This is a genomic window from Acidiluteibacter ferrifornacis, assembly GCF_009909615.1.
Lineage (GTDB): Bacteria > Bacteroidota > Bacteroidia > Flavobacteriales_E > Vicingaceae > Acidiluteibacter > Acidiluteibacter ferrifornacis.
Genome location: NZ_WWNE01000012.1, coordinates 46,903 through 68,369 on the forward strand (window position 1 = coordinate 46,903; position 21,467 = coordinate 68,369).

Genomic DNA, 21,467 nt, shown 5'->3' on the forward strand with positions numbered 1-21,467 from the left:
GGAATGATCAAAAGTACTGCTTAGGCACTAATTCATCAATTCTAGTTCTTTTGCTCTTCTTGATTCTACTAATTCTGGATAAATGTTAGAAAAAGAAACCGCTTTACCATTGACTTGTTTGAAAATCATATCACTATTTAAATCACTCAACTGAGTGCATCCTGCAGCAGAGAATACCTCTAAGAAATCTTTTACGGTACTTTGCTGGTAATTCATTACCCTTTTCCATTTGTCTTCTACCACCAAGCCTCTAAAAAGGTTCGGATTATTGGTAGCTACTCCAGTAGGACAAGTGTTTTTATGGCATTCTAACGCTTGGATACACCCAATAGCTAGCATCATGGCTCTTGCTGAGTTGCATAAATCAGCTCCTAAACACAAGGCTTTATAAATATCAAAGCCATCGATTATTTTTCCCGATGTTATGACTTTGATATCCTTTTTTAAACCATAGTTTCTTAAGGTTTTTACAACGAAAACCAAGGCATTTTCCCATGGCATTCCCACGTGATCTGAGAAAACAATAGGAGCAGCACCTGTTCCTCCTTCAGCCCCATCAACAGTAATGAAATCAGGCATAATACCTGATGTTATCATAGCGTCGCAAATGGCTTCAAATTCTTTCGTGTTACCAATACACAGTTTAAATCCTATGGGTTTGCCACCTGATAACTCCCTCAGTTGTGCTACAAATTTTAATAGTCCTTCAGGAGAATTGAACGCAGTGTGTGCTGACGGAGAGTGTACATCTGTCCACGGTTTGATTCCTCTAACTCTTGCAATTTCTTCGGTGTTTTTTGCAGCCGGTAACATTCCACCATGACCTGGTTTCGCACCTTGAGACAATTTAATCTCAATCATTTTAACGGTTTCTATAGCTGCACTTTTCACAAACTTTTCGGCTGAAAAATTTCCATCTTCTCCACGGCATCCAAAGTAGCCCGTACCAATTTGGTATACTAAATCACCTCCCATTCGGTGATAATCAGATACACTTCCTTCTCCTGTATTGTGATAAAAACCACCACCTTGAGCGCCTTTATTTAAAGCCATAATTGCATTCTTGCTCATGGAGCCGTAACTCATCGCTGAAATATTGAGAATACTCGCAGAATAAGGGTGTTTGCAGTCTTTTCCTCCAATCAATACTCTTGGTGGCTCTGCCATTATTTTGGAAGGGTATATGGAGTGCATGGTCCATTCAGATCCATCTTTCTGCAAATCTGTTTCTGTGCCGAAGGGGTGGGTAGGAATTTGAAGCTTCGCTCTAGAATAAATATAGGTTCGTTGATTTCTGTTTAATGGTTTTCCATCGGTATCAGATTCAATAAAGTATTGTCTGATTTCGGGTCCTATTCCCTCTAATAAATACCTGAAGTGACCGATAATCGGAAAGTTTCTTAAGATCGTATGTTTGGTTTGTGTTAAATCGTATATTCCGACCGCGGTGATGATGATGGCAATTCCTACTATGCTTGGAATCGGGAAGAAAATTAGTAAGTAAGCAAATGTAAAAAAGCTAGCAATAGCCGCAAAAAAGCGTACAATTTTTTTCATGTTTAGACGAATTAAAAACGGGGCAAATGTAGTTATTCCCTTTATTCTGTCATCTAATTCACTAAAATCTTACAATTGATGGTAAGCTGGCCCTGAAACTTTAAAAATGTGGCAGTTATCAGCTGCAATGGTGTAATCAAGTTTTAATACTATAGAATCATTGACAAGCCCAACGAATTGAAACGCTTCGGATTTATTCTTCAGTAGGGAGGAATATTGATCACTCAATACGACATAGCGATTGTCATAAATAGGAGCGTTATTTTCAGGGAAGAGGGTGTCGTTGTTAATCATTCTAATGGTATAAAAGAAGGTCAGAGAGTCTCCCTCGACTTCCAGCGTTATGTACCTAAATTCTTCAGTACAGAAAATAGGGTCTTCTGGTTCATCTTTAGAACAAGAAGTGAAAATACAACTCACGGTTACCCCAAGAATCAAGACGATGGCGTTGAATGATTTCATTATTCGTTAGGCTATTTTTAAATTCACTTTATTGGTTTTAAAGGAAAGGTAGTAAGTTAATCCATCTTTATTTTCAACATTGATTTTCCCATTTAATTGTTCAGTGAATATGGATATTAATTCGCTTCCCATGCTAGTGGGATTGAGCAGTTCATTCGCCATTTCAGCACAACCAATTCCATTGTCGCTTATGATTAAACTAAAAGTATCGTTTCCCGTATTATTGAGTTTAACTGAAATGCGTTTATTCGTTTGCTTGAAGAATGCATGTTTCAAAGAATTTGTAACGATTTCATTGATGATTAATCCAAGAGGCATTGCATATTTCATATTTAAATCAATATCAGGAATAGAAATGTCAACATGGACGGAGTCAGATTCTGAATGCATATTCACAAGACTGGACACAATATTGTTTAGGAAATAACTCAACTTAACTTCTTCAAAGTTTCCATTTACATAGATGGATTCGTGAAGGGCAGCAATTGCTCGAATTCGGTTTTGACAATCCGATAGCACCATCCGCAGTTCCATATTTTTACTCTTATTGGATTGCAGACCAAGCACGCTGTTGATGATTTGGAAATTGTTTTTCACCCGATGATGCGTCTCCTTTAAAAGGGTTTTTCGAATTTCATTTTCTTTCAAAATAGAGATTTCTTTTTGTAGACTCAATCTCTCCCTTTCTGATTGATTCAATTGCACACTAAGGTAGATTAAGTGCCCAGTAGAAAGCAAAATAAAGATGTTTGTACAAATAGCGATTCCAAAATCCATATTTACTTTAACTTCATTTGAAAAATAAAGTAGGATATAGCTAAATAAAATGGGCAGGATGGTGACTATAGGAATAATTTTCCAGAACAATTTACTTCCTACTCTATGAAAGTTCATAATACTACTAAACGATATATTAGGATTTTTAAACATTAGCAATAAGGAAAGGCTTAAAAACAAAATAGTAGAGGGAAGAGACATGGTTTGGAAGAAAATTCCTCTATGGTTAATAGGAATATATAGAAAATAGGCAATTAAAGAGGCTGAAGCAATTGTAAACACAATGAAAAAAATACCTGTACATAATTTGTTGATATTTTGACCATTAAATCGGGCGCAGATAATTCCAAAACTTAAAAGGATAAATGATATTGAGGTAGAGGGAGACATTCTACCACTTATATGCAATGAAATAGTATCTAGAATAAAATAATTATCTATGGTAAGGTTGATTGGCAAATAATATTCAATGAGGGATAATGTGGAAATAATAAGAACAATTCCAACAAAAAGAAACGAAATCGCTTTATAAATTGAATTCTTTTTGTTCTCGGTATAAATAATAAGAACAATTAAAAATGCAAGAAATGCAGTGTTAAATTTTATAGTCGGAGCTTCAGGAATATACCTTACCAATAAAGGAATATTAAAAATCCAACCTACCAATGCTAAAGATGACAGCAAAAATGAAAATAACAGTAGCGCTTTTTCAATTCGGATTGTAGAATTTCTAACCATAGAATTTAGGTTTTTGAGGTTTCCTAAGTTAATGATTTTTATTATAAAGTACTAAAAGTTAGTAAACTATAATTAGTCTATAGCTGTCAGATCAGCTGAAGTCCTAGAGAATCCAAGGAAAATAGAGAAAAGTTAACTTACTAATTAAGCAGTCTTTTCAGAATCGCTAATCATCGTTTGAAGCTCCTTTAATTCTGTCGCCGTCAGATCTCGCCATTTACCAACAGGAACATCCAAATGGATATTCATGATTCTCACACGTTTCAATTTAGTTACTTGATAGTCTAAATAGTCGCACATTCTACGGATTTGACGGTTTAGTCCTTGAGTCAGAATAATTTTGAATTCATAAGTACTCAATTGCTCTACATAGCATTTTTTGGTCACTTGGTCTAGAATGGGCACTCCATTACTCATTTTTCGGATAAAAAATGGATTAATCGGCCGATTAACGGTCACAATATATTCTTTGCCATGATTGTTTCTTGATCTCAATATTTTATTGACAATGTCGCCATCATTTGTCAGTAGAATAAGGCCCTCGCTAGGTTTGTCTAAACGACCAATTGGAAAGATTCTAGTGGGGTAATTGATAAAATCTATAATGTTGTCTTTCTCGACTCCCGTGTCAGTAGTACAGACTATTCCTACTGGTTTATTGAATGCGATATATACCGGTTTTTCTTTAGGAGCAATAACCGATTGACCATCTACCGCAACCTCATCACCCTTACTCACTTTGGTGCCCATCTCAGGAACTTTCCCATTGATGGTAACTCTTCCTTCTTCAATTAGTTTATCAGCTGCTCTTCGAGAGCAATAGCCAACCTCACTTAAATACTTATTGATACGTGTGGATGAGTTGTTTTCCATGGTAAGAAATTTGTAATTGCAAAATAAGACAAAAAACTGCTATTGAATCGTAGATTCCCCCATTTCAATTAGCTTTAGGGTGGTTTTCCAATTCCGAGTTGTGGCCATTACTTTTAGTTTATTTTCAAGCAAATTATTACTCAGTTTTGAAGAACTCACTTTTTCATCATAAAGCAAATAAATGGTTTGCTTATCCAAGTTGTACTGATCTTTTTCGCAGTTGAACTCTGCAAGTTTTGCAATGTTTTCTGCAGTTGGAGTTTGTTTTAAATGACTTACGTAGAGTTTTTCTATTGGAGGATTAGCTTTCAGATAGGGGTTATTAATAGCCATTCTTTTATAGGCTTGAAATGGGAGTACTATTACACCAACACTAAACCCAAAGTGAGCTTCTATCGCCTTTTCCAATATTAGCTCCAACTCAATAGGACTTTCATTTTCAGACTGAAAAACTACATTCCCGCTTTGGATATAGGTGGATACTTTTTTTAGCGTATTTTTTTCTAAGAGGCTCCGCAACTCAGGCATGGCAATCTTTCGATGACCACCCACGTTAATTCCTCTCAATAAAGCAATGTATGTATTCATAGGTCTATTTTAAGATCCATTCTATTAATTCTTCTTGATCAACAATACTCCATGAATGAGGGTGTCGAGCGCCATCTCCACGAATGCCTTTATTCTGGGTTTCGATTAATTCAAGTTGTTTAAAAGTGGTTTGTTGATTTTTGAAAAATTGCTGTAGGGCGTAGGAGTTGGTTTGATTGAAATCGGCCTGCCTATTTTCTTTCCACCAAATAGAATCTGGTTCGGTGTATAATCTGACTTTAATTGATTTTAGATGTGCAATGTTGTCATAATTCTGTATTTCATTAACGATAGGAGAATGAATTGCGAATGAATCAGGAAAATGATTTTTTTCTCCAACTATACTGTCTAAAAGTCCAATCAATAAATTGGATTCAGCAACGGACGGTTCAGAAAAGTTACGTTCGATATTTAATTTAGATGATCGGTAGATGTTCCATAAATCAATAGGCGGATCAACAGCGAAAACTGCATTGGGTTGGTATTTATTATTTTGAGAAATTAAGTAATCGGCTAGTAATATAGATACATTTCCGCCCCCTGAATAACCTCCAATTGTAATATTTTGACTAGGAAGTTGATAATAGTCCATAATCTCATTGAGAAAATCGCCAAGCATTCTTTTTTCTGTACTATCTAAAGAGAGTCGGAAGTTGAAGTTGAGTAAAACCACAGAAATTCCTTTGGTATAAGCACTGTCTAATATTTTGAATTCCTTTTTTGTTTGATTTAAATCACAAGAAAAACAGGGGAATAGAAATAGAGTAGCGGCTTGCTTTTGGGCATAATGAATTTCAAATTCATCCGTGGTAATTACATTGCTTTTTAATGGAATAGATTCACTTTTTTCAGAAGGTGATGAACAAGAGAAAAGAGCGAGAATAAAGGTCAATAAAAGGAAATTACGCATGGATTAATATTTTGGCCTAAAGATACCATACTTCCTACATTTTGAATAAGGAATTTGTATAAGAATGGAATTAAAGCTTTTGGATAGTGTAAAGTTTGGAATCTGATTATTTAAAATGTCCGGAAAAGACAAGAAATAAATCTGGAAAAAAAGCATTAAAAGTAGTTAATCTCTTTTGACGAAAGCAGCAACTATTAATGAAGTAATGATACCCATAATTGGTGCACTCAAAGTAGCTTGAAGGATATAGTTCTTCAAATTGAAATATTCGGCGGCTTTTGCAGCTGTCATAAACTCTTGCTCTACCGCATATTTTGCTGCATTCTGAAAATAGGATGGAGTGATAAAAGTAGAAACAACAAATTGCATCGCTGGTGTGATGGCAGTGATGACTAAAGTAATGAAAAGTCCTGAAATCAGTCCTTGAGTATAGCTCATATGGCCTCGGTAAAACGACTCTCGTTTCTCTTTTAAAGCAAGGAAATAGATAATAACAGCAGGAATAGCAACGAAATTGGTGTAAATAGCATGTTGATCAATGTACACATCGTGCAGCCCCACTAATTTTTCCATAACCATCCAAAGAACCATCATTATGATAAAAAAGAAAGCCCATTTCATTTCAATTGTTCTATTTCGAAATATCATCTTTTGTTCAGGTTAGATTCATATAAGGTTATAAATTCCTTACCCGTCATTTGCTGGGTCAATGCCCCAATCAATTCAAAAGGAATTTGATCGACTTTTTTAAAACGAATGCAACTTTTTCCCATGTCCAATTTAGTTTTACTGTATTTAGGATATTCGTTCACAAACCATTTCATTAAAGCTTCATCCATATAAATGCCACTGTGATAAAGTGCTATGAAATTTTTCTGAGAAGCGATGTGCATAAAAGGCAATGGAAGCTTGGGGTTGACATGATAACCGTTTGGATAAACCGAATGCGGAATAACATATCCAATCATTCCATAGTTGATACATTCTTCGACTTCAGCACTTAAATTAGCCTTGATGACAGCTCTCAGTTTTTCCATAATGGGTCGACGCTCTATTGGAATTTTTGAGAGGTAATCTTCTGGAGAATTCGCTTCTATTTGCATGGGGGAATCCGTTTGTTTCAACAAATATAGCGGAAATAATGTAACCTCCTTTGTTTAGGGTGGATACTTAATTTGTGTACCAAATTCCTCAAAATGACTTTCTGTTTCTATGATTTATAGAAAGATTGAGAGGGATTCAATTGAAGGATAATACAGACTAATGGTTGGGTGGTTTGGTTTTCATTAAGTAGGAAGTTAAGTAGTTAGCAGACTCTTCATTCGGAGTAACTCTCATGATTGGCAGCTGGAATTTAATGGAATTGCTGCAGTGGTACACCAATTGAATCTAAGATTACAGTAATCAACAAAAACGGAAATTATGAAAATCAATTTAAAGCAAAAAGCAATAATGGTTTCATTGTCAATGACCATTGCTGCTGCCACAATTACAAGTTGTGGAACAAGTAAAGGTGTACAAGGTGGAGCAGCTGGAGCAGCTGGAGGTGCTATTATTGGCGGAATCATAGGTGAAAATAATGGAAGTACGGCTACAGGTGCTATTTTGGGTGCAGTCATTGGCGGTGCAGCTGGTGGAGCTATCGGAGCATATATGGACAAACAAGCCAAAGAAATAGAAAAGGACATTGAAGGTGCTGATGTAGAAAGAGTCGGAGAAGGGATTAAAATTACATTTGACTCAGGATTATTGTTTGGTGTAGACAAATCAACATTGAATGAGTCGACAAAGGAAAATTTAAGAGAGCTGGCACAAACACTCCAAAAGTATGAAGACACTCAAATTCTGATAGAAGGTCATACTGACAATACCGGAAGTGAAGAGTATAATAAAAAGTTATCAGATCGAAGAGCCGATGCAGTAGCAGACTATATTAAAGGCTTGGGTGTATCAGGATCAAGAATTTCTACTGTGGGCTATGGTGAAGCCCAACCATTGGAATCTAACGATACAGAAGCAGGTAAGCAAGCCAACAGAAGAGTAGAAATGGCCATATTTGCCAACAAAAAATTACAAAAAGCTGCCGAGAGAGGGGAACAATTAGATGAATAGTGACTTCAATTAGGTTAGAAAGAGAAGAGGAATGAATTTTAATCCATTCCTCTTTTTTTAATCTTTACATATGGCAAGATATATTTTTTCGCCTGTTAGTTTTTCATCTTTAAATGGCATTAATACCATATAGTTTTTGTTGATCTCAATGATCTTAAAAACTACGTAATCATTTTTATCTCTATTAGGTGTCAGATAAAGCAATTTTGGTTTCGTACGGATTGAATATTTACCGACCTCAAACTTTCCATTCATTACGAAGTTGACATCTTTGTTTTGATATGCCATTATTTTAAATGTTTTATCATATTCTCCTTGGTCTCCATTTTTGGTAGTAAAACCGTCGTATGACCAGCAATTGTTAATGTAATTTGTAACTTCTTCTTCAAATGACTTTTGCTCTTCAACCTCATAAGTCTTAATGGTGGAGTTCATTTGATTAATCATCTGCATTCGATTCAACAAAATGATTGAATTTGGAGCAATTTCAAGTCCTCTTTGAATGGATTGTTTTACTTTAGACAAATTTCTATTATTGAAATGATAATTGGCGATATCTAAATACATTGCAGCAAGATAACTTTCATCGTAATTTGTCTTTGGGTTGTTTTTTAGATGAGTTTCGTATGAAGCAAGTCTTGTCATTCCTTCATTGAATTTACCGTAAGAAACATATTCTCTGATGACCCTCATGTTGTAGTAATTATAAAATTGTTGAAACGTTGGGTCCCTTTTAAGTAGGTCAAATTTGGTCATGTATTTTTCTAAAGAGTCAATATTATCTTTATGATTTCGGTCGGTTAGCATATGTAATTTTGCCAGATTAGTAATGTTTTCTTTCAATTCAATATTTTCAGGATTTAATTGATAAGCTATGGACAACTCATGCAAGGCTTCTGGATACTGATTATTGACTTGATAGACATAAGCTAACCGATATCTATAATTCAGTTCATAATCTTTAATATTCACTATTGTGTCAACCGCTGATTTAAATTGTTGGTAGTAAGTTTTATAAGCTGAAATGTTAGGGTGTAGTACCATTAATTCATTTCCAACGTATTGAAAGTGAGTTAGACCTAAGGATTCAAACTGACTGCCTTTTGGGTTTAAGTTCACAAATTTGGCGAGAGAAATTGGATCAAACTGATTTGTATTCTCGCATTCTGCTAGAACATTAATCAATGCATAGTTAGTCATGAAAAGAATATTCGTGGAAGGGTAAACGAGATAGGAAGCTTCTAGAAAGTAGGCAGCTTCTTCGTAATTCGCTTGGTTGTATTTTTCCACACCTTTATTGTAATACAATAAGGCTGCTAGTTGCACATCATTAATAATCTTATTAGTGTCATAATGCTGATCAAATAGTTTTTCTACGGAATTGTTTTCAAATTCTTCTTCGGATATTAGTTTGTTTGCTTTTAATAAATTGACATAATCTTTTTGGGTTTTGTAATCGAATACAAAAGTTCCTTGAGTCGGTAAAGTGCTTTCAACTAATATTTTTTCACCCTTAGGGTCAGCAATTAAGTATACATGGGTTGGAGTTTCCCGGATTTCATAATCAATATTAAATCGATTAAATATCTGGACATAAAGGGCAGTGGCCGATACACAATTGTATTCTCCTTTAGTGAAGAGTTGATTAAAATCAGCATCCAAAACGTACTTTTTTAACTTTGCATTATGAATTTCAGAGTAGATGGTTTTAATTTGCTTCTTTTTGTTTTTGGTCTTCAACTTTTCAGGATCCAATCCTTTGTATAAGTTGTCAATTTGTTGATGAATTTTTTCTTCATTGCCAGTTTCATACTCCAAGGCAATCATAATTTCCAACGCATCGACATCTATAGAATTTGCGATCTTATTAAACACCTTTTCTTCAAAGGTACTTTTGTAAATTCTACTATCATCCTGAGCTAGTGCATTTTTTGGCAGACTAAGTATAAAAGGAATAACGATAAGGAGGAGATTTTTCATAATTAAAGGGTTATCATTTAGAGAGAGGAGATAAGAACTGAATTATTGAATTAAACTGAAGCGAAATGATTGTTCAAGTCGTTGATAATTAATTCAATTACGTTTTTGAAATTTAAAGAGGTTGACTCAGCCATACTTCTGCCAAATGTTTGAATAAGTTCTTTTTTGTTATTGTATCCATGTCTGAAAGCATCACTTTTCTTTTTTGCATCAAAAGTGTTTTCATGAATTAATTCAGTCCCTTTTTTCAATTGGTAAGAAATGGCTACTTCTGTATCAGCAGGACCTGCATAGTCACCAAAGCTATATATGTACATGAAAAATAGGTATGCAAAAAAGCCATTACTGGTATAAGGACCTATGGCTTGAACTTTATTGATCGTAATTTCTAACTCATAATCATGGTCTACACTATCCAATTGGAACGATCCAGATCGTTTGGCCTCTCGTTCAAAGTGATACTGCATAGATTCTGCCCAACTGTTCAAATAATTGGATTCACCCTGATAACACATTTTACGAGATTCCCAATAATTGAAAATTAATAAAGGGACTGTCCAGCCTGTTTCTTTCACAGCAATGGTTTGTTGTCTTACAGTTGGGTCCACAGAAACCTTCGAGAGTGACAACTTAATGTCACTTTTGTCTTCTATTGGTTTTGAATCCAATAAATAAATGATAGATTGTTTTCTAGAGTCAAGCTGTGCTTGAATCTTTTTTGTGGAAGTACAGCTACTTAAAATGGTAAGAAAGGCAACAAAAAATAAAATGTAGGAACGATTTCTAATCATGTTTGTAGATAATATATTTGACTCTGTTTTTAACTATTTCTTTTTCAATATCACTTTTTGCAATATCCATTGCCTTTTGATACTGCAATACCAGTTCATTTGTCGTATTGTAGGTATTTAATTCATACCTGCAGTCACCTATTAATAAGTGTTTATGATAAAGAAAATTGTTGCCTCTATACTGCTGAAGGGCTTCTTCTGCTAGTTTGTATTCTCCTTTCATAAAGTGACAGAATCCAATGTAGAATTGGTGGATAACTAAACTGCTATCATGTTGAAGCAAAAAAAGTTCGATGTCTTTGCGCTTCATTTTTTTCAATAGAAAGGCGAATTGTTGAGTTTTGGCAATTTCATTGGGATTCAAATGTGGATTTTCATCTGGCTGGATTAGCTCATCAAAAACGATACTTCGCTTTAAAATTTCTTTATCGCCTCTTTGGGCTAATTTCAGGTATTGGTGCTTGTCCAGAATAATAAAATAGTCTTTAAAGTTGGAAGCGGTCAAAAAAAATAGGAAAAACAGTGATACCGTAAGTTTGAGAATTGGTCGCAATAGTAGAGTTTTATTGTGTTAGGTTATTTTTTTGGGTCAATCTTTGAAATTAATGTCATCTGATTGAGCGTCTGCAATTATCAGCAAATTATTTTAATTGAGTGATATTAAAATAAGCCAATCTTTATAATCATATAAAGAATTTAGAGTTGATAATGAGTTTCTTTTTAAGAAGTCAAAAGATGTTTTCATCCAACTTAACCTTAACAAGTGTGTTTTTAGCACTCTTCCTTTTTTTCCCTTTTAGGAATGCCTTCTACTCCCTCAATCAATTTTTCAGCTATTTGATTTTTTTCGCTTGAATGAAGCACAGACATGTCTCCTGTTGATTCCAATACCACTGCAAGTACCTCGTCCAATTGGATGACATTGGCTTCTCTCAGCTTAGCCATTAAGTCACTTTCTCCAACATTTGTTTTTTCCAAATTGGGGTACAGAATCTTTCCTTTAAACATTAACATCATCGGACGGTTGGTCGCAAGATTTTTGAAGAAATTTGATTTGCGAACCAAATAGGAGAAAAGTGTTTGAAATAGCAGGATACCAATCAGAGCCACTGAGGCTTTTAAAAAGGATTGATTGGCATTCATAACAACAGAAGCAAGAATTGATCCGATAGCAATGGTTGAAGCAAAGTCAAAGCTGGACATTTTAGCAAACGTTCGTAATCCAAATAAGCGAGTAATAATAATCATCACCGAGAATATAATTCCGACAGTCAATATTGCTTTCATTAAGATGGCCATTTCAAGGTATATCCAGTTTTCCATTTCCTACTTTTTTAAGTTTAACTATATGAGTTCATGCCAATGCTAAAAAGATGGCGCTTTATTTTTATACCACATTTATTAGACCAACTACCCATTCCACGGATGATAGATCAATGCTACAACCTGCTTTTTGAATAAGTCATTAAAAATTAATCAATTGTAATTGTTTGGATATCTACGGCTTAAAACTTGGATTAAAACGGACAGCTATCGCAAAAAATATCAAGTTATGAACCTTCTAAACTACCTTTCACCATGACACCAAATTCTATATTAGAAATCATCGGAAATACTCCAACCGTTAGACTGACAAGAGTTTCGGAGGATTTAGGATTAAACGTTTTTGGTAAGATCGAGGGCTTAAATCCGGGTGGAAGTATAAAGGATAGGACTTCCTTAGCCATGATTCAAAATGGCGTCGCTTGTGGAAAAATTTCTGCAACCACCACAATTGTTGAAAGTAGCAGTGGAAATATGGCAATCGGCTTAGCTCAAGTCTGTTCTTATTACGGACTAAAACTCATTATTGTCACCGATACCAAAGCCAACCCCCATACTTTACAAATGTTAAGGGCTTATGGAGCACAAATTGAAATGGTCAACAAACCGTGTATAGGAAGTGGATTACTTGGTGCTCGTTTAAATAAAGTAAAAGAGCTTTTAGCAGTAATACCCAACTCTTTTAGTCCCAATCAATATAAAAATAAGTTAAACCCTCAAACTCACTTTCAAACAATGGCTGAAATTCATCAAGCTGTCCAACACATCGATTATGTTTTGGTGGCAACGAGTACTTGTGGTACTTTGATGGGATGCGCGTCATACTTGGAAGAAAATAGTCCGCAAACCCAATTAATAGCCGTAGATGCAATCGGAAGTGTCATTTTTGGTCAGCCTCCTTGTTCACGATTAATACCAGGCCACGGTTCAGGTATGCCGTCTTCCTTTTTGAAAAAGAATTCTGTTCACCAAGTAGTTGCCATTAGTGATGAAGAATGCGTTGAAGGATGTCATTACCTCTTAGAGAAGGAAAGTATTTTGGCTGGAGGGTCTTCAGGTGCAGTAGTTTCAGCTTTGCATCAAATAAAGTCCACCATTCCCAATGGAAGTCGGTGTGTGTTGATGCTACCTGATAGAGGTGAACGATATCTGGATACGATATATAACCCCAGTTGGGTGACTGAAAATTTTGAAACAGTAACGCCTGAAAAAAGAAAAGTAAGTTTATGAGTCAACCAAGAATAAGTATCGGTATTGTTGGATTTGGTCCAAAAGGGCTGTATGGTTTTGAAAGACTATTGGCCAATTTACATCAAATGGATGAAAAGCTCGAAGTACATGTACATCTGTTTAACGCTACGGGTGATTTCGCTACCGGTTGGATTTATCAACCTGAGCAGCCTGATTTTTTATTGATGAATTATAGCAATGCTTTTATTACAATGCATCCAGATGCAGCACCTTCACCGATATGCGAGATTATGTCCTTTTCGGAATGGTGCGCAAATTGTCGTCAAACCTCTACGAGTGCAGAAGATAAAAGAATTGCATCTCGTGGTGAAGTGGGCGAATATCTTTCTTATTATTTTAACTGTTTGTGTGATTCAGCTCGTTCAAATATTAGAATTCACAAAAATAGGGGAAAGGTTACAGCCATTATTCCTGAAAAGGGGAAGTATCGCCTCGAAACCGATATTGAGTTTCAATCTCCAATATTTACGACTTTATTACTGACTACTGGCCATTCGCCAAGTATCACCTCCAAACTGAGTCAATCCAAGAAATCTAAGAATTGTATACCGTTTGTATATCCAGTGCAAGAAAAGTTACAGCTTATACCTAAAAATGTTCAAGTAGCTTGTAAAGGGATAGGATTAACTGCCATAGATTCAATTTTGGCATTAACAGAAGGAAGAGGTGGAGAGTTTGAAAAAAGTAATGAATCCGAACTGATCTACAGGAAATCAGGAAAAGAGCCAACGAAAATTTATCCCTTTTCGCGTTCAGGTTATCCAATTATTCCACGATTATCTAATGGTGTGACTTTAACCCAGCATAGCTGTTATTTAAAAAAATGGGTTTCCTCTCTCTCTGAAAATTGTTCTCCATTTGACTTTGAGAAAGAGGTTCTACCCCTGATCAAGCAGGACATCACCACGGAATATTACTATCAATTATTTCAAAATTATAAGTTGAGGCTAAATGCGCAACAAGAGTATGAAAAGGTTTTAGATGAAATTCAAGAATTTCATCGTCTTCATCCAGAAGAAAAAAAGTTTGAAGCTGATGAATTGTTACGTCCTCCAATCAGACAATCGAACAATGCCCATGAGGATTTTCTGGCCTACTGGAAAAAGACGGTTGATTGGATAAAAACCGAAAATAGCCCTTTTGTAGCTGCAGCAAATACATGGGGGAATTTAGTAGACGACTTCAATTGGTTGTATAAAAATGATAAGCTAACTGCTGATTCTAGGTCGAAATTTATTTCCACTTATTTTTCTATGTTTAATAGAATCTCTTATGGGCCTCCTTTGCAAAATGTTCAGAAAATAATAGCATTGGCCGCAATTGGAGTTGTTGATTTCTCATTTGTTAATAATCCGGATATTACGAAAACCGACAGTGATAAATATGAGTTAAAATCGCATGAAGAAATGACTTCTTGCGAGTGGATGATTGATGCACGTTTACCCAGAGGTTACACCGTTAACTCTAACGTTTTGTACACAAGCTCCTGTAAAAGGAATGGCTTATTTTCATTTCTAAATAAGCATACCAATAGCGATTTTGCAAATGGATTGAACTGCAATGAAGCAGGCAATCCCATTTCTGAGGAAGGTGAAGTAATCTCTAACATAACTTTATATGGCACACCCGCAGAAGGTAAATTATTCGATAATGATAGCTTATCAAGAAAGCGAAATGATACTGCTAGTCAATGGGCTAAGCAAACTATTCAACTCATTTATAAAACTTTAATACCAGAACATGAATACTAAACTTCCTCCGTTAACACCGCTTGTATCTCCTTGGATGGAGGAATTAATAACGGATTTTGACTTGCAGCACCAATTATTTGAAAAGTATGGCTCTCCATTGAACGTCCACCATATTCCTTCCTTTGAGAAGAATATTTCAGCTTTCGAAGCTATTCTTTCCAATTACGGGTTTAAACATAAAATCTTTTATGCTAGGAAAGCGAATAAATGTAAGATATTAGCTTCAGCTGCGGTACAAAACGGAATCGGTGTAGATACAGCAAGTTTTAACGAATTGAAACAGTGTTTGGATAATGGAATATTGCCTTCCAATTTGGTTTCTACAGCAGCTATAAAGACCGAACCATTACTGAAATTAGCTATTCACAATCAAGTACTTTTGATTATTGACAATGAAGATGAAGCGAATAAGATATTGGAATTATCTAAAGAGCTGAATCAACCTGCAATTATAGGTTTTCGCATAAGCGGATTTTACGTAGGCAATCACAAGTTAATGAGCCGTTTTGGCTTAGACGTAGATGAAATAGAGTCTTTCATACTTGATTTTTTTAAGAAGAAAGGAGCTCAGCACTTCTTGAACTTTACAGGATTCCATTTTCATTTGGATGGATATTCTCCGAAGGAAAGAGGAACAGCGCTGCATCAGACTATGGATTTGATAATGCGTCTTCGAAGCCACAATTTTGACCTAAAATTTATAGACATCGGAGGTGGTGTATTGATGAATTACCTCGAAAACCAAAACGAATGGAGGACTTTTCAAGAGGAGTTGAAAATGGCGGTTCTAAATCAACGAGAACCGATTACCTATAATAATAATGGATTAGGGTTTACTCAACGCAATGGAGTAGTGGAAGGACAGTTGTCAACGTATCCATTTTACAATGAGAGGACCAAAGAAAAATTTTTACCTGAGGTGTTATCTGTACCGAATGAAAACGCTTTGACTGTAGCTAAACGATTAGAAGAGTTGGATATAGAGTTGCGGTTGGAGCCAGGCAGAAGTCTCTTGGATCAAGTTGGCGTCACGATGGCAAAAGTGGTTCACCGGAAAAAGGATGCAAGAAATAATATATTGGTTGGTTTAGAGATGAATATGACGCAAATGGCGAGTTCTAGTGCTGATTTTTTGCTGGATCCATTTATTAGTTATGCTGATTCTGAACGAGAAGACAAACCTGTTGAGGTCTATTTAACAGGAGCCTATTGCTTAGAAAGAGATGTATTGCTACAACGAAAGATTGCTTTGCCGAGTTTACCCTCAGTGGGGGATGTGCTACTTTTTGTGAATACTGCGGGTTATATGATGCACTTTTTTGAAACGGAAGCTCACCTTTTTGATCTATCACAAAATGTTTACACTCGCAAGTCACAAAACGAAATGAAAATAAGTGATTTTATGGCAGATGAATAATAAGAGATAAATTGTCATTCATGCTAATTTTCTCAAAATATTACTTACAGTTGCTCTGTGGTTTGTTTTCCTGAACTACTTTTAAAACTCTTCATCTATTGCTGTACTTTAACTGGATTTACTTTCTTTTCTAGTTTATTCACTTTCATTGAAATAATTTTATTTCAAATAGTTGAGTAGAAACTGAGAAAACTCTGATACTTGGGAATTTGTATATTCTTTGATATATAGCTTAATCTATATCTAATTCAGTCTTTTAGTATATTTCACTTCTATTCCACCCCTGTAAAAAACTGAACGGCAAAGCCACAGAATTCTTTGATTACTTCCTTGTCGAGTTCAAACTCGTACCTCTTGTATAGATAGTTTCTAGAAGTAGGAGAGATGCTTTGCCCAGTTTTTAACTCTTCATAAGTCAAACATTTGATGTGCCTTCGCGATACGATAATGAAGAAGGCATTTTCATAAGGGTAATCTGATTTGATATCCTCAAAGCTAAACTGGCCATTGGCGCGATATTTTACTTCTACCAAATTTACATCACCTGTTTTGGGGTGTTGCATAACAAAGTCAGGCATAGTTCGTATTTGCTTGGCTACATTGGTGTTTACTCCTTGTAAAAGTTCTATAATTCCTGGAATAGTTTTCTCCATTCCGTAGTGGAATACCTTATAGCCCAATTTTGTGAAAAGCTGTTCAATGAGAGTTTCAGCTACACGGCCTTTTAGGGCACGCTGGCTCCACGATTGAGTAGAGTATGAGTTCGCTTTAGTAGTCAATTTTCTAGATATAAATAATTCAGTCTTTAAAAATAGTAAAACCCTTCATTTAAACAAATTAAAGCATTAGGAATTGACATGAAAAGTGAATACTTGTGAGAATTAATTCCTCATTTTTTTACTTTCTTTACGATATGAAAAAGATCTTACTGCTGTTTCCCATCTTTTTGCTGCTTATGGCTTGTGGAAAAAATAATGATGTAAAGTGCGATAACGCTCAATTGACTATTTGCAACACCACAGAAACGGATATGGTGGTCTTTGGTTGGGATTCAGATCAAATGGAGGATACCCTCTTCCCCGGAGAATGTACTGTCAAAGATTTTGGAGAAGTGGATATATCCTATGACATGTTTGGGAATGAAACTAATCGACAAACTACTGTTCACAGATTTATCACTAAATCAGGAACTTATTTATATGAAATGGAAAATTGCGTTAAGTGGATATTTGCACCTAGTGGGTATGTGGATATCACCCATTGTTTAAATGGTGTTTTCGATGCTGACCAAGGAGAATATGATGTGGATTGTGGTGGAGTTTGTCCGCCATGCAAAAATATAAAAGTTCCATGTGAGTCAACCTTAAAGGAAGATGAAATAGATTGGAATAACGGTGCTGATGATGATTTAACCTATTCATTTCATTATGTCGATGACAGTAAAATGAGAATAAAATTTAGTTTTTATTTCGGTCAAGAATTGATTATAAAAATACCAGTGCAGCAGTTACCTAAAACCAATCGAAAATTTATTATCGGGAGCAATTTTAGTAATGCAGAGATGGTATACTACAATCGTTTTGAGTATTTGACTCCTCATGCAGGAGAATTCCTTTATTTTGTATCCACTGGGGAGGGGATAGGTAAATTTGAGTTTTGTGATTTAAAGTTTACTGGTGCTTTGACAACCAAGATAGGGACGGGTAGTTTAAGTTTTGAAGAATAGATCATTAATTCTTTAATTAACGATATTAGGTATACCTGAATTTTGTTTTTTAATCCTAAAGCCCAAATAGAAGGGCTTTAGGATTAGATATAGCCTTTCCATTACAGTTTGATGGGTAACTCTGTCTTTAAACCGATAAAGGGCTCACTGTTACCGATCCACTTCATAAATACACCCAGATTCACTTTATCCTTATTGTCTTTTTTGGCATTAAAGAATAAGCCTAGGCCATAACTGTATAAAGGGTCTTTTAATTCAGAAATTTGTACATCACCAAAAAGATCTAAAACTACAATGTCGCCTACTCCGATTAAAATTTCTGAAGAAACGGTATGTTGGATGAATTCTTTATAATTCCCTCTAAAAGCCTTAGTCGATTTAGATACTTCTCTATTTGTTGAACTATCAGGTATGGTAATGTAGTCTTTAACATCAACTTGCTCAAATTTATTGATATTATTCCCCCTTTCATAAGTGTAAAAAAGGTTGAAATAGAAAAAGTCGGGTCTTCCCTTAAAATTATAGGTTTCCTTGTTCCATTTGGCGTAAAAATTATAGCCAAGGCCTCCTTTCCAGCTAGAAAAATTCTCCTTGAATATTTGATCATTAAAGGCTTTGCTTACGTCCACAATTTTATATTGCGCATTATTGTAATCGAAGCCTGCTGTAAAGTAGTTTAAACGTGTAAAAGTGATACCCTTTTCTGATTTATTCACAGTAAAATAGTCGTCTTTTTTAAATAGAAAATTTAAATCAAGACCCAACTTTACAATGAGCATATCACTATTCCCAAAATCAAAAATGTTGGTGCTTTCACCCACCTCCAGTTTTCCTTTAAGAATTAGTTTTTGGTTGTCACCTTCTCGGATGGTTTTTTCACTTTTGTTTTCTTTAAAAGGACTGAAGGTAAAGTCTACTTTAACCGTTGTTTTGTCCTTATCAAAGCTAGTTGAGATTTCTGAGTTTAATGAATTGGCATTTTGCCCGATGAGTGTGTAAAAAATAGGTTTGATAGAATCTTTTAAATCACTTTTAGTAATTGGAACTTTTACTTGTGTCAGTTCTTTGTTTCCTCTGGCTTCAAATTCAGAATAGTTTATTTTTTGATTTTGCGCGGTGGAAATGGTAATACTTAAAATAAATAGGAGGGCGAAGAAGAATAAATTTTTCATGATTTCTTGGGTTTAGTTTAGATATCAAAGTAAACCCATTCATCCTCATAATGAAATACCTATAAATCGGTATTTTTTTATTGATTTTCTGGTGGTTTTATACACTGCAATTGAAGATTCCAATTTTTAACCTTTTTTCGATAGCTGTGGAAAACGACAACTTAATAATCAAAAAAAAGAAAGGCTGTCCGCGAAGACAGCCTCTCACCCGTTTAAACAGAGCGTCCGCCGACACCTCTATCCATGAGGAAACACCTCAATATCATTGTCTACTTTCTCTATATTGATGATTTCATCGCCTTGGGGGAAATGCCAACTGACATCACTGCCTTCAGCATAACCGATTAAAGCTGTTCCCATTGGAGAGAGCACTGATAGTTTCCCTTTTTGAATGTCTGCACGCTGAGGCAGCACCATTTCTAATCCCGCTTTCCTTCCAAATGGGGTGGTGATGGTTACAACACTTCCTATACGTACCACTTTACGAGGAAATTCGTTTTCTGCGATGACAGTTGCCACCTTTAATTCTTCGTACAATTTTTTTCTACATTTTGCTGCGATAGGGTCTACTGCTTCTGAATTTCGAATCAAATCAATTAGTGTCTTTTTGTCCTTTTCTGTGACAATCAATTTCGTAACTTCCATAACTATATCATTTTCACTTCTTCAATAATTTGATGTAAACTGTATTTGGCATCTCCGAATAATAATTTACAGTTGGCTCTTTCAAACAAGGGGTTGCTAGCTCCAGAATAGCCGGCTGACATTCCTCTTTTCATTACAATGACTTGCTTGGCCTGATAGGCTTTTATAATCGGCATACCATAAACTACGCTTTCTGAATCTGTTTCTGCTGCTGGGTTGACAACATCATTAGCTCCGATTATTATTGCAGCGTCAAACTGCCCCATATTGTGGTTCACTTCATCCATTTCTACAATGTCACTGTAATCGATATTGGCCTCCGCCAACAATACATTCATATGCCCTGGCATTCGACCTGCAACGGGATGAATGATGTATTTCACTTGAGCACCTAGTCCTTGCAATCTTTTTTGTAATTCAAAGCATTCCTTCTGTGCTTGAGAAACAGCCATTCCAAATCCCGGTATAATGGCTACATTTTTCGAAAAGGCAAGAATAGAAGCTGTTTCCGCTGTAGATATGGTTTGTATTTCTTGCAATGCTTCTCCTGTGTTACCTTTTTTAGTCACTACAGCGGTTTGTCCCAGTAGTACCTTTTTTAAAGATCGGTTCATGGCTTTACACATTTGTATAGTCAATAATACTCCTGTAGACCCTACTAAAATACCGCCCAATAACATAATAGTGCTTTCAAATAACATACCTGAGATAGCAGTGGCAATTCCGGTTACGGCATTCAATACGGAAATCAATACAGGCATATCCGCTCCACCGACCGGTAATGCAAATAATACTCCGTAAACTAAACTGATAGCACCAATGATCAGGGATAAAGTTTGGAAACTTAATGCGACATTAGGTTGAAAAAAGTGCCAAATGGACAAACTAATTACAAGAAACCAACAGCCAAAAGTCAAAGCTTTCGATCGGAAACTGGTTTTCATTTTACCTGCTAGTTTATAGAAGGCAATTATACTTCCTGAAAAGGAGGCTCCACCTAAGAATACTCCTAGTAATAACACGATTTTTATCGTGGATTGCTCGATAGCCATGTCGGAAATAAACGATTCATTGATTCCAATGATTAAGGCACATAAACCTCCCAATGCATTAAATAATGAAATGAGTTCGGGCATACGCGTCATTTCATAGCTCTGAGATAACCCTTTACCGATAATCGTTCCAACTAGTAATAAGGCTACTAGTAAATAAACGTTGTTCAGTTGATGGTGTTGAACAACCATTAAGATGGCAGTGGCGGCAATAGCAAGGATCATGGCAACAGCCGATAGAAGGTTACCATTTCGAGCGGAAGATGGTGCTGCCATCAGTTTAATACCGCCAATAAACCCAATTGCAGATAGGAGGTAGACAAGATTGATGATTCCGACCAT

General features: G+C 35.6%; 21 protein-coding genes. 5 read left to right on the top strand and 16 right to left on the bottom strand.

Annotated elements, in window-relative coordinates:
* Nucleotides 1–27: 27 nt before the first annotated feature.
* From GQN54_RS12345 to GQN54_RS12380, 8 genes are all read right to left on the bottom strand, one after another.
* Nucleotides 28–1,557, bottom strand: coding sequence for an FMN-binding glutamate synthase family protein (locus GQN54_RS12345; protein ID WP_160633864.1), 1,530 nt, complete (start codon nt 1,555–1,557; stop codon nt 28–30).
* Between the two features lie 69 nt (nt 1,558–1,626).
* A complete protein-coding gene (locus GQN54_RS12350) occupies nt 1,627–2,019 on the bottom strand; it encodes a hypothetical protein (protein ID WP_160633865.1) in 393 nt (130 codons plus the stop codon).
* Between the two features lie 6 nt (nt 2,020–2,025).
* A complete protein-coding gene (locus tag GQN54_RS12355) occupies nt 2,026–3,534 on the bottom strand; it encodes a sensor histidine kinase (RefSeq protein WP_160633866.1) in 1,509 nt (502 codons plus the stop codon).
* A gap of 144 nt (nt 3,535–3,678) precedes the next feature.
* Nucleotides 3,679–4,407: a 23S rRNA pseudouridine(2604) synthase RluF gene (gene rluF, locus GQN54_RS12360; protein ID WP_160633867.1), complete on the bottom strand. Its 729-nt coding sequence runs from the start codon at nt 4,405–4,407 to the stop codon at nt 3,679–3,681.
* 39 nt (nt 4,408–4,446) lie between these two features.
* The gene (locus GQN54_RS12365; RefSeq protein WP_160633868.1) at nt 4,447–4,995 is read right to left on the bottom strand and encodes a DUF1697 domain-containing protein; all 549 of its coding nucleotides are present in this window, start codon (nt 4,993–4,995) and stop codon (nt 4,447–4,449) included.
* A gap of 4 nt (nt 4,996–4,999) precedes the next feature.
* Entirely contained in the window at nt 5,000–5,905 is a 906-nt protein-coding gene (locus tag GQN54_RS12370) for a hypothetical protein (RefSeq protein WP_160633869.1), read from the bottom strand.
* 165 nt (nt 5,906–6,070) lie between these two features.
* The gene (locus GQN54_RS12375; RefSeq protein WP_160633870.1) at nt 6,071–6,553 is read right to left on the bottom strand and encodes a DUF4199 domain-containing protein; all 483 of its coding nucleotides are present in this window, start codon (nt 6,551–6,553) and stop codon (nt 6,071–6,073) included.
* The gene (locus GQN54_RS12380) at nt 6,550–7,008 is read right to left on the bottom strand and encodes a DUF1801 domain-containing protein (RefSeq protein ID WP_160633871.1); all 459 of its coding nucleotides are present in this window, start codon (nt 7,006–7,008) and stop codon (nt 6,550–6,552) included. The genes GQN54_RS12375 and GQN54_RS12380 overlap by 4 nt, the downstream gene beginning before the upstream one ends.
* Nucleotides 7,009–7,327: 319 nt before the next feature.
* Between GQN54_RS12380 and GQN54_RS12385 the strand changes: the two genes are divergently transcribed.
* The gene (locus GQN54_RS12385) at nt 7,328–8,017 is read left to right on the top strand and encodes an OmpA family protein (RefSeq protein WP_160633872.1); all 690 of its coding nucleotides are present in this window, start codon (nt 7,328–7,330) and stop codon (nt 8,015–8,017) included.
* Between the two features lie 57 nt (nt 8,018–8,074).
* On the opposite strand, the gene GQN54_RS12390 is transcribed toward GQN54_RS12385, so the two are convergent.
* From GQN54_RS12390 to GQN54_RS12405, 4 genes are all read right to left on the bottom strand, one after another.
* Nucleotides 8,075–9,997 (bottom strand): tetratricopeptide repeat protein, encoded by a 1,923-nt coding sequence (locus GQN54_RS12390; protein ID WP_160633873.1) that lies wholly within the window; start codon nt 9,995–9,997, stop codon nt 8,075–8,077.
* Between the two features lie 50 nt (nt 9,998–10,047).
* Nucleotides 10,048–10,788: a hypothetical protein gene (locus GQN54_RS12395; RefSeq protein WP_160633874.1), complete on the bottom strand. Its 741-nt coding sequence runs from the start codon at nt 10,786–10,788 to the stop codon at nt 10,048–10,050.
* Entirely contained in the window at nt 10,781–11,341 is a 561-nt protein-coding gene (locus GQN54_RS12400; RefSeq protein ID WP_160633875.1) for a hypothetical protein, read from the bottom strand. Before GQN54_RS12400 ends, GQN54_RS12395 begins: the two co-directional genes overlap by 8 nt.
* A gap of 218 nt (nt 11,342–11,559) precedes the next feature.
* Entirely contained in the window at nt 11,560–12,111 is a 552-nt protein-coding gene (locus GQN54_RS12405) for a DUF421 domain-containing protein (RefSeq protein WP_160633876.1), read from the bottom strand.
* A 255-nt stretch (nt 12,112–12,366) separates the two neighbouring features.
* On the opposite strand from GQN54_RS12405, the gene sbnA reads away from it, so the two are divergent.
* Genes sbnA through GQN54_RS12420 form a run of 3 tightly spaced genes read left to right on the top strand, consistent with a single transcriptional unit; the run spans nt 12,367 to nt 16,530 of the window.
* On the top strand, nt 12,367–13,341 hold the full coding sequence (gene sbnA / locus GQN54_RS12410) for a 2,3-diaminopropionate biosynthesis protein SbnA (protein ID WP_160633877.1): 975 nt from the start codon (nt 12,367–12,369) through the stop codon (nt 13,339–13,341).
* Complete coding sequence (locus GQN54_RS12415) at nt 13,338–15,113, top strand: FAD/NAD(P)-binding protein (RefSeq protein ID WP_160633878.1); 1,776 nt, start codon at nt 13,338–13,340, stop codon at nt 15,111–15,113. The genes sbnA and GQN54_RS12415 overlap by 4 nt, the downstream gene beginning before the upstream one ends.
* On the top strand, nt 15,103–16,530 hold the full coding sequence (locus GQN54_RS12420) for a Y4yA family PLP-dependent enzyme (RefSeq protein ID WP_160633879.1): 1,428 nt from the start codon (nt 15,103–15,105) through the stop codon (nt 16,528–16,530). The genes GQN54_RS12415 and GQN54_RS12420 overlap by 11 nt, the downstream gene beginning before the upstream one ends.
* A 272-nt stretch (nt 16,531–16,802) precedes the next feature.
* Here GQN54_RS12420 and GQN54_RS12425 read toward each other — a convergent pair whose 3' ends face one another.
* Complete coding sequence (locus tag GQN54_RS12425; protein ID WP_160633880.1) at nt 16,803–17,309, bottom strand: hypothetical protein; 507 nt, start codon at nt 17,307–17,309, stop codon at nt 16,803–16,805.
* A 134-nt stretch (nt 17,310–17,443) separates the two neighbouring features.
* Between GQN54_RS12425 and GQN54_RS12430 the strand changes: the two genes are divergently transcribed.
* The gene (locus GQN54_RS12430) at nt 17,444–18,256 is read left to right on the top strand and encodes a hypothetical protein (protein WP_160633881.1); all 813 of its coding nucleotides are present in this window, start codon (nt 17,444–17,446) and stop codon (nt 18,254–18,256) included.
* A gap of 101 nt (nt 18,257–18,357) precedes the next feature.
* On the opposite strand, the gene GQN54_RS12435 is transcribed toward GQN54_RS12430, so the two are convergent.
* The 3 genes from GQN54_RS12435 to GQN54_RS12445 form a co-directional block, all read right to left on the bottom strand.
* Nucleotides 18,358–19,428 (bottom strand): hypothetical protein, encoded by a 1,071-nt coding sequence (locus tag GQN54_RS12435; RefSeq protein ID WP_160633882.1) that lies wholly within the window; start codon nt 19,426–19,428, stop codon nt 18,358–18,360.
* Nucleotides 19,429–19,665: 237 nt separating this feature from the next.
* Entirely contained in the window at nt 19,666–20,073 is a 408-nt protein-coding gene (locus tag GQN54_RS12440; protein WP_160633883.1) for a GreA/GreB family elongation factor, read from the bottom strand.
* Between the two features lie 2 nt (nt 20,074–20,075).
* Nucleotides 20,076–21,467, bottom strand: a complete 1,392-nt coding sequence (locus GQN54_RS12445) for an NAD(P)(+) transhydrogenase (Re/Si-specific) subunit beta (protein WP_160633884.1) — start codon at nt 21,465–21,467, stop codon at nt 20,076–20,078.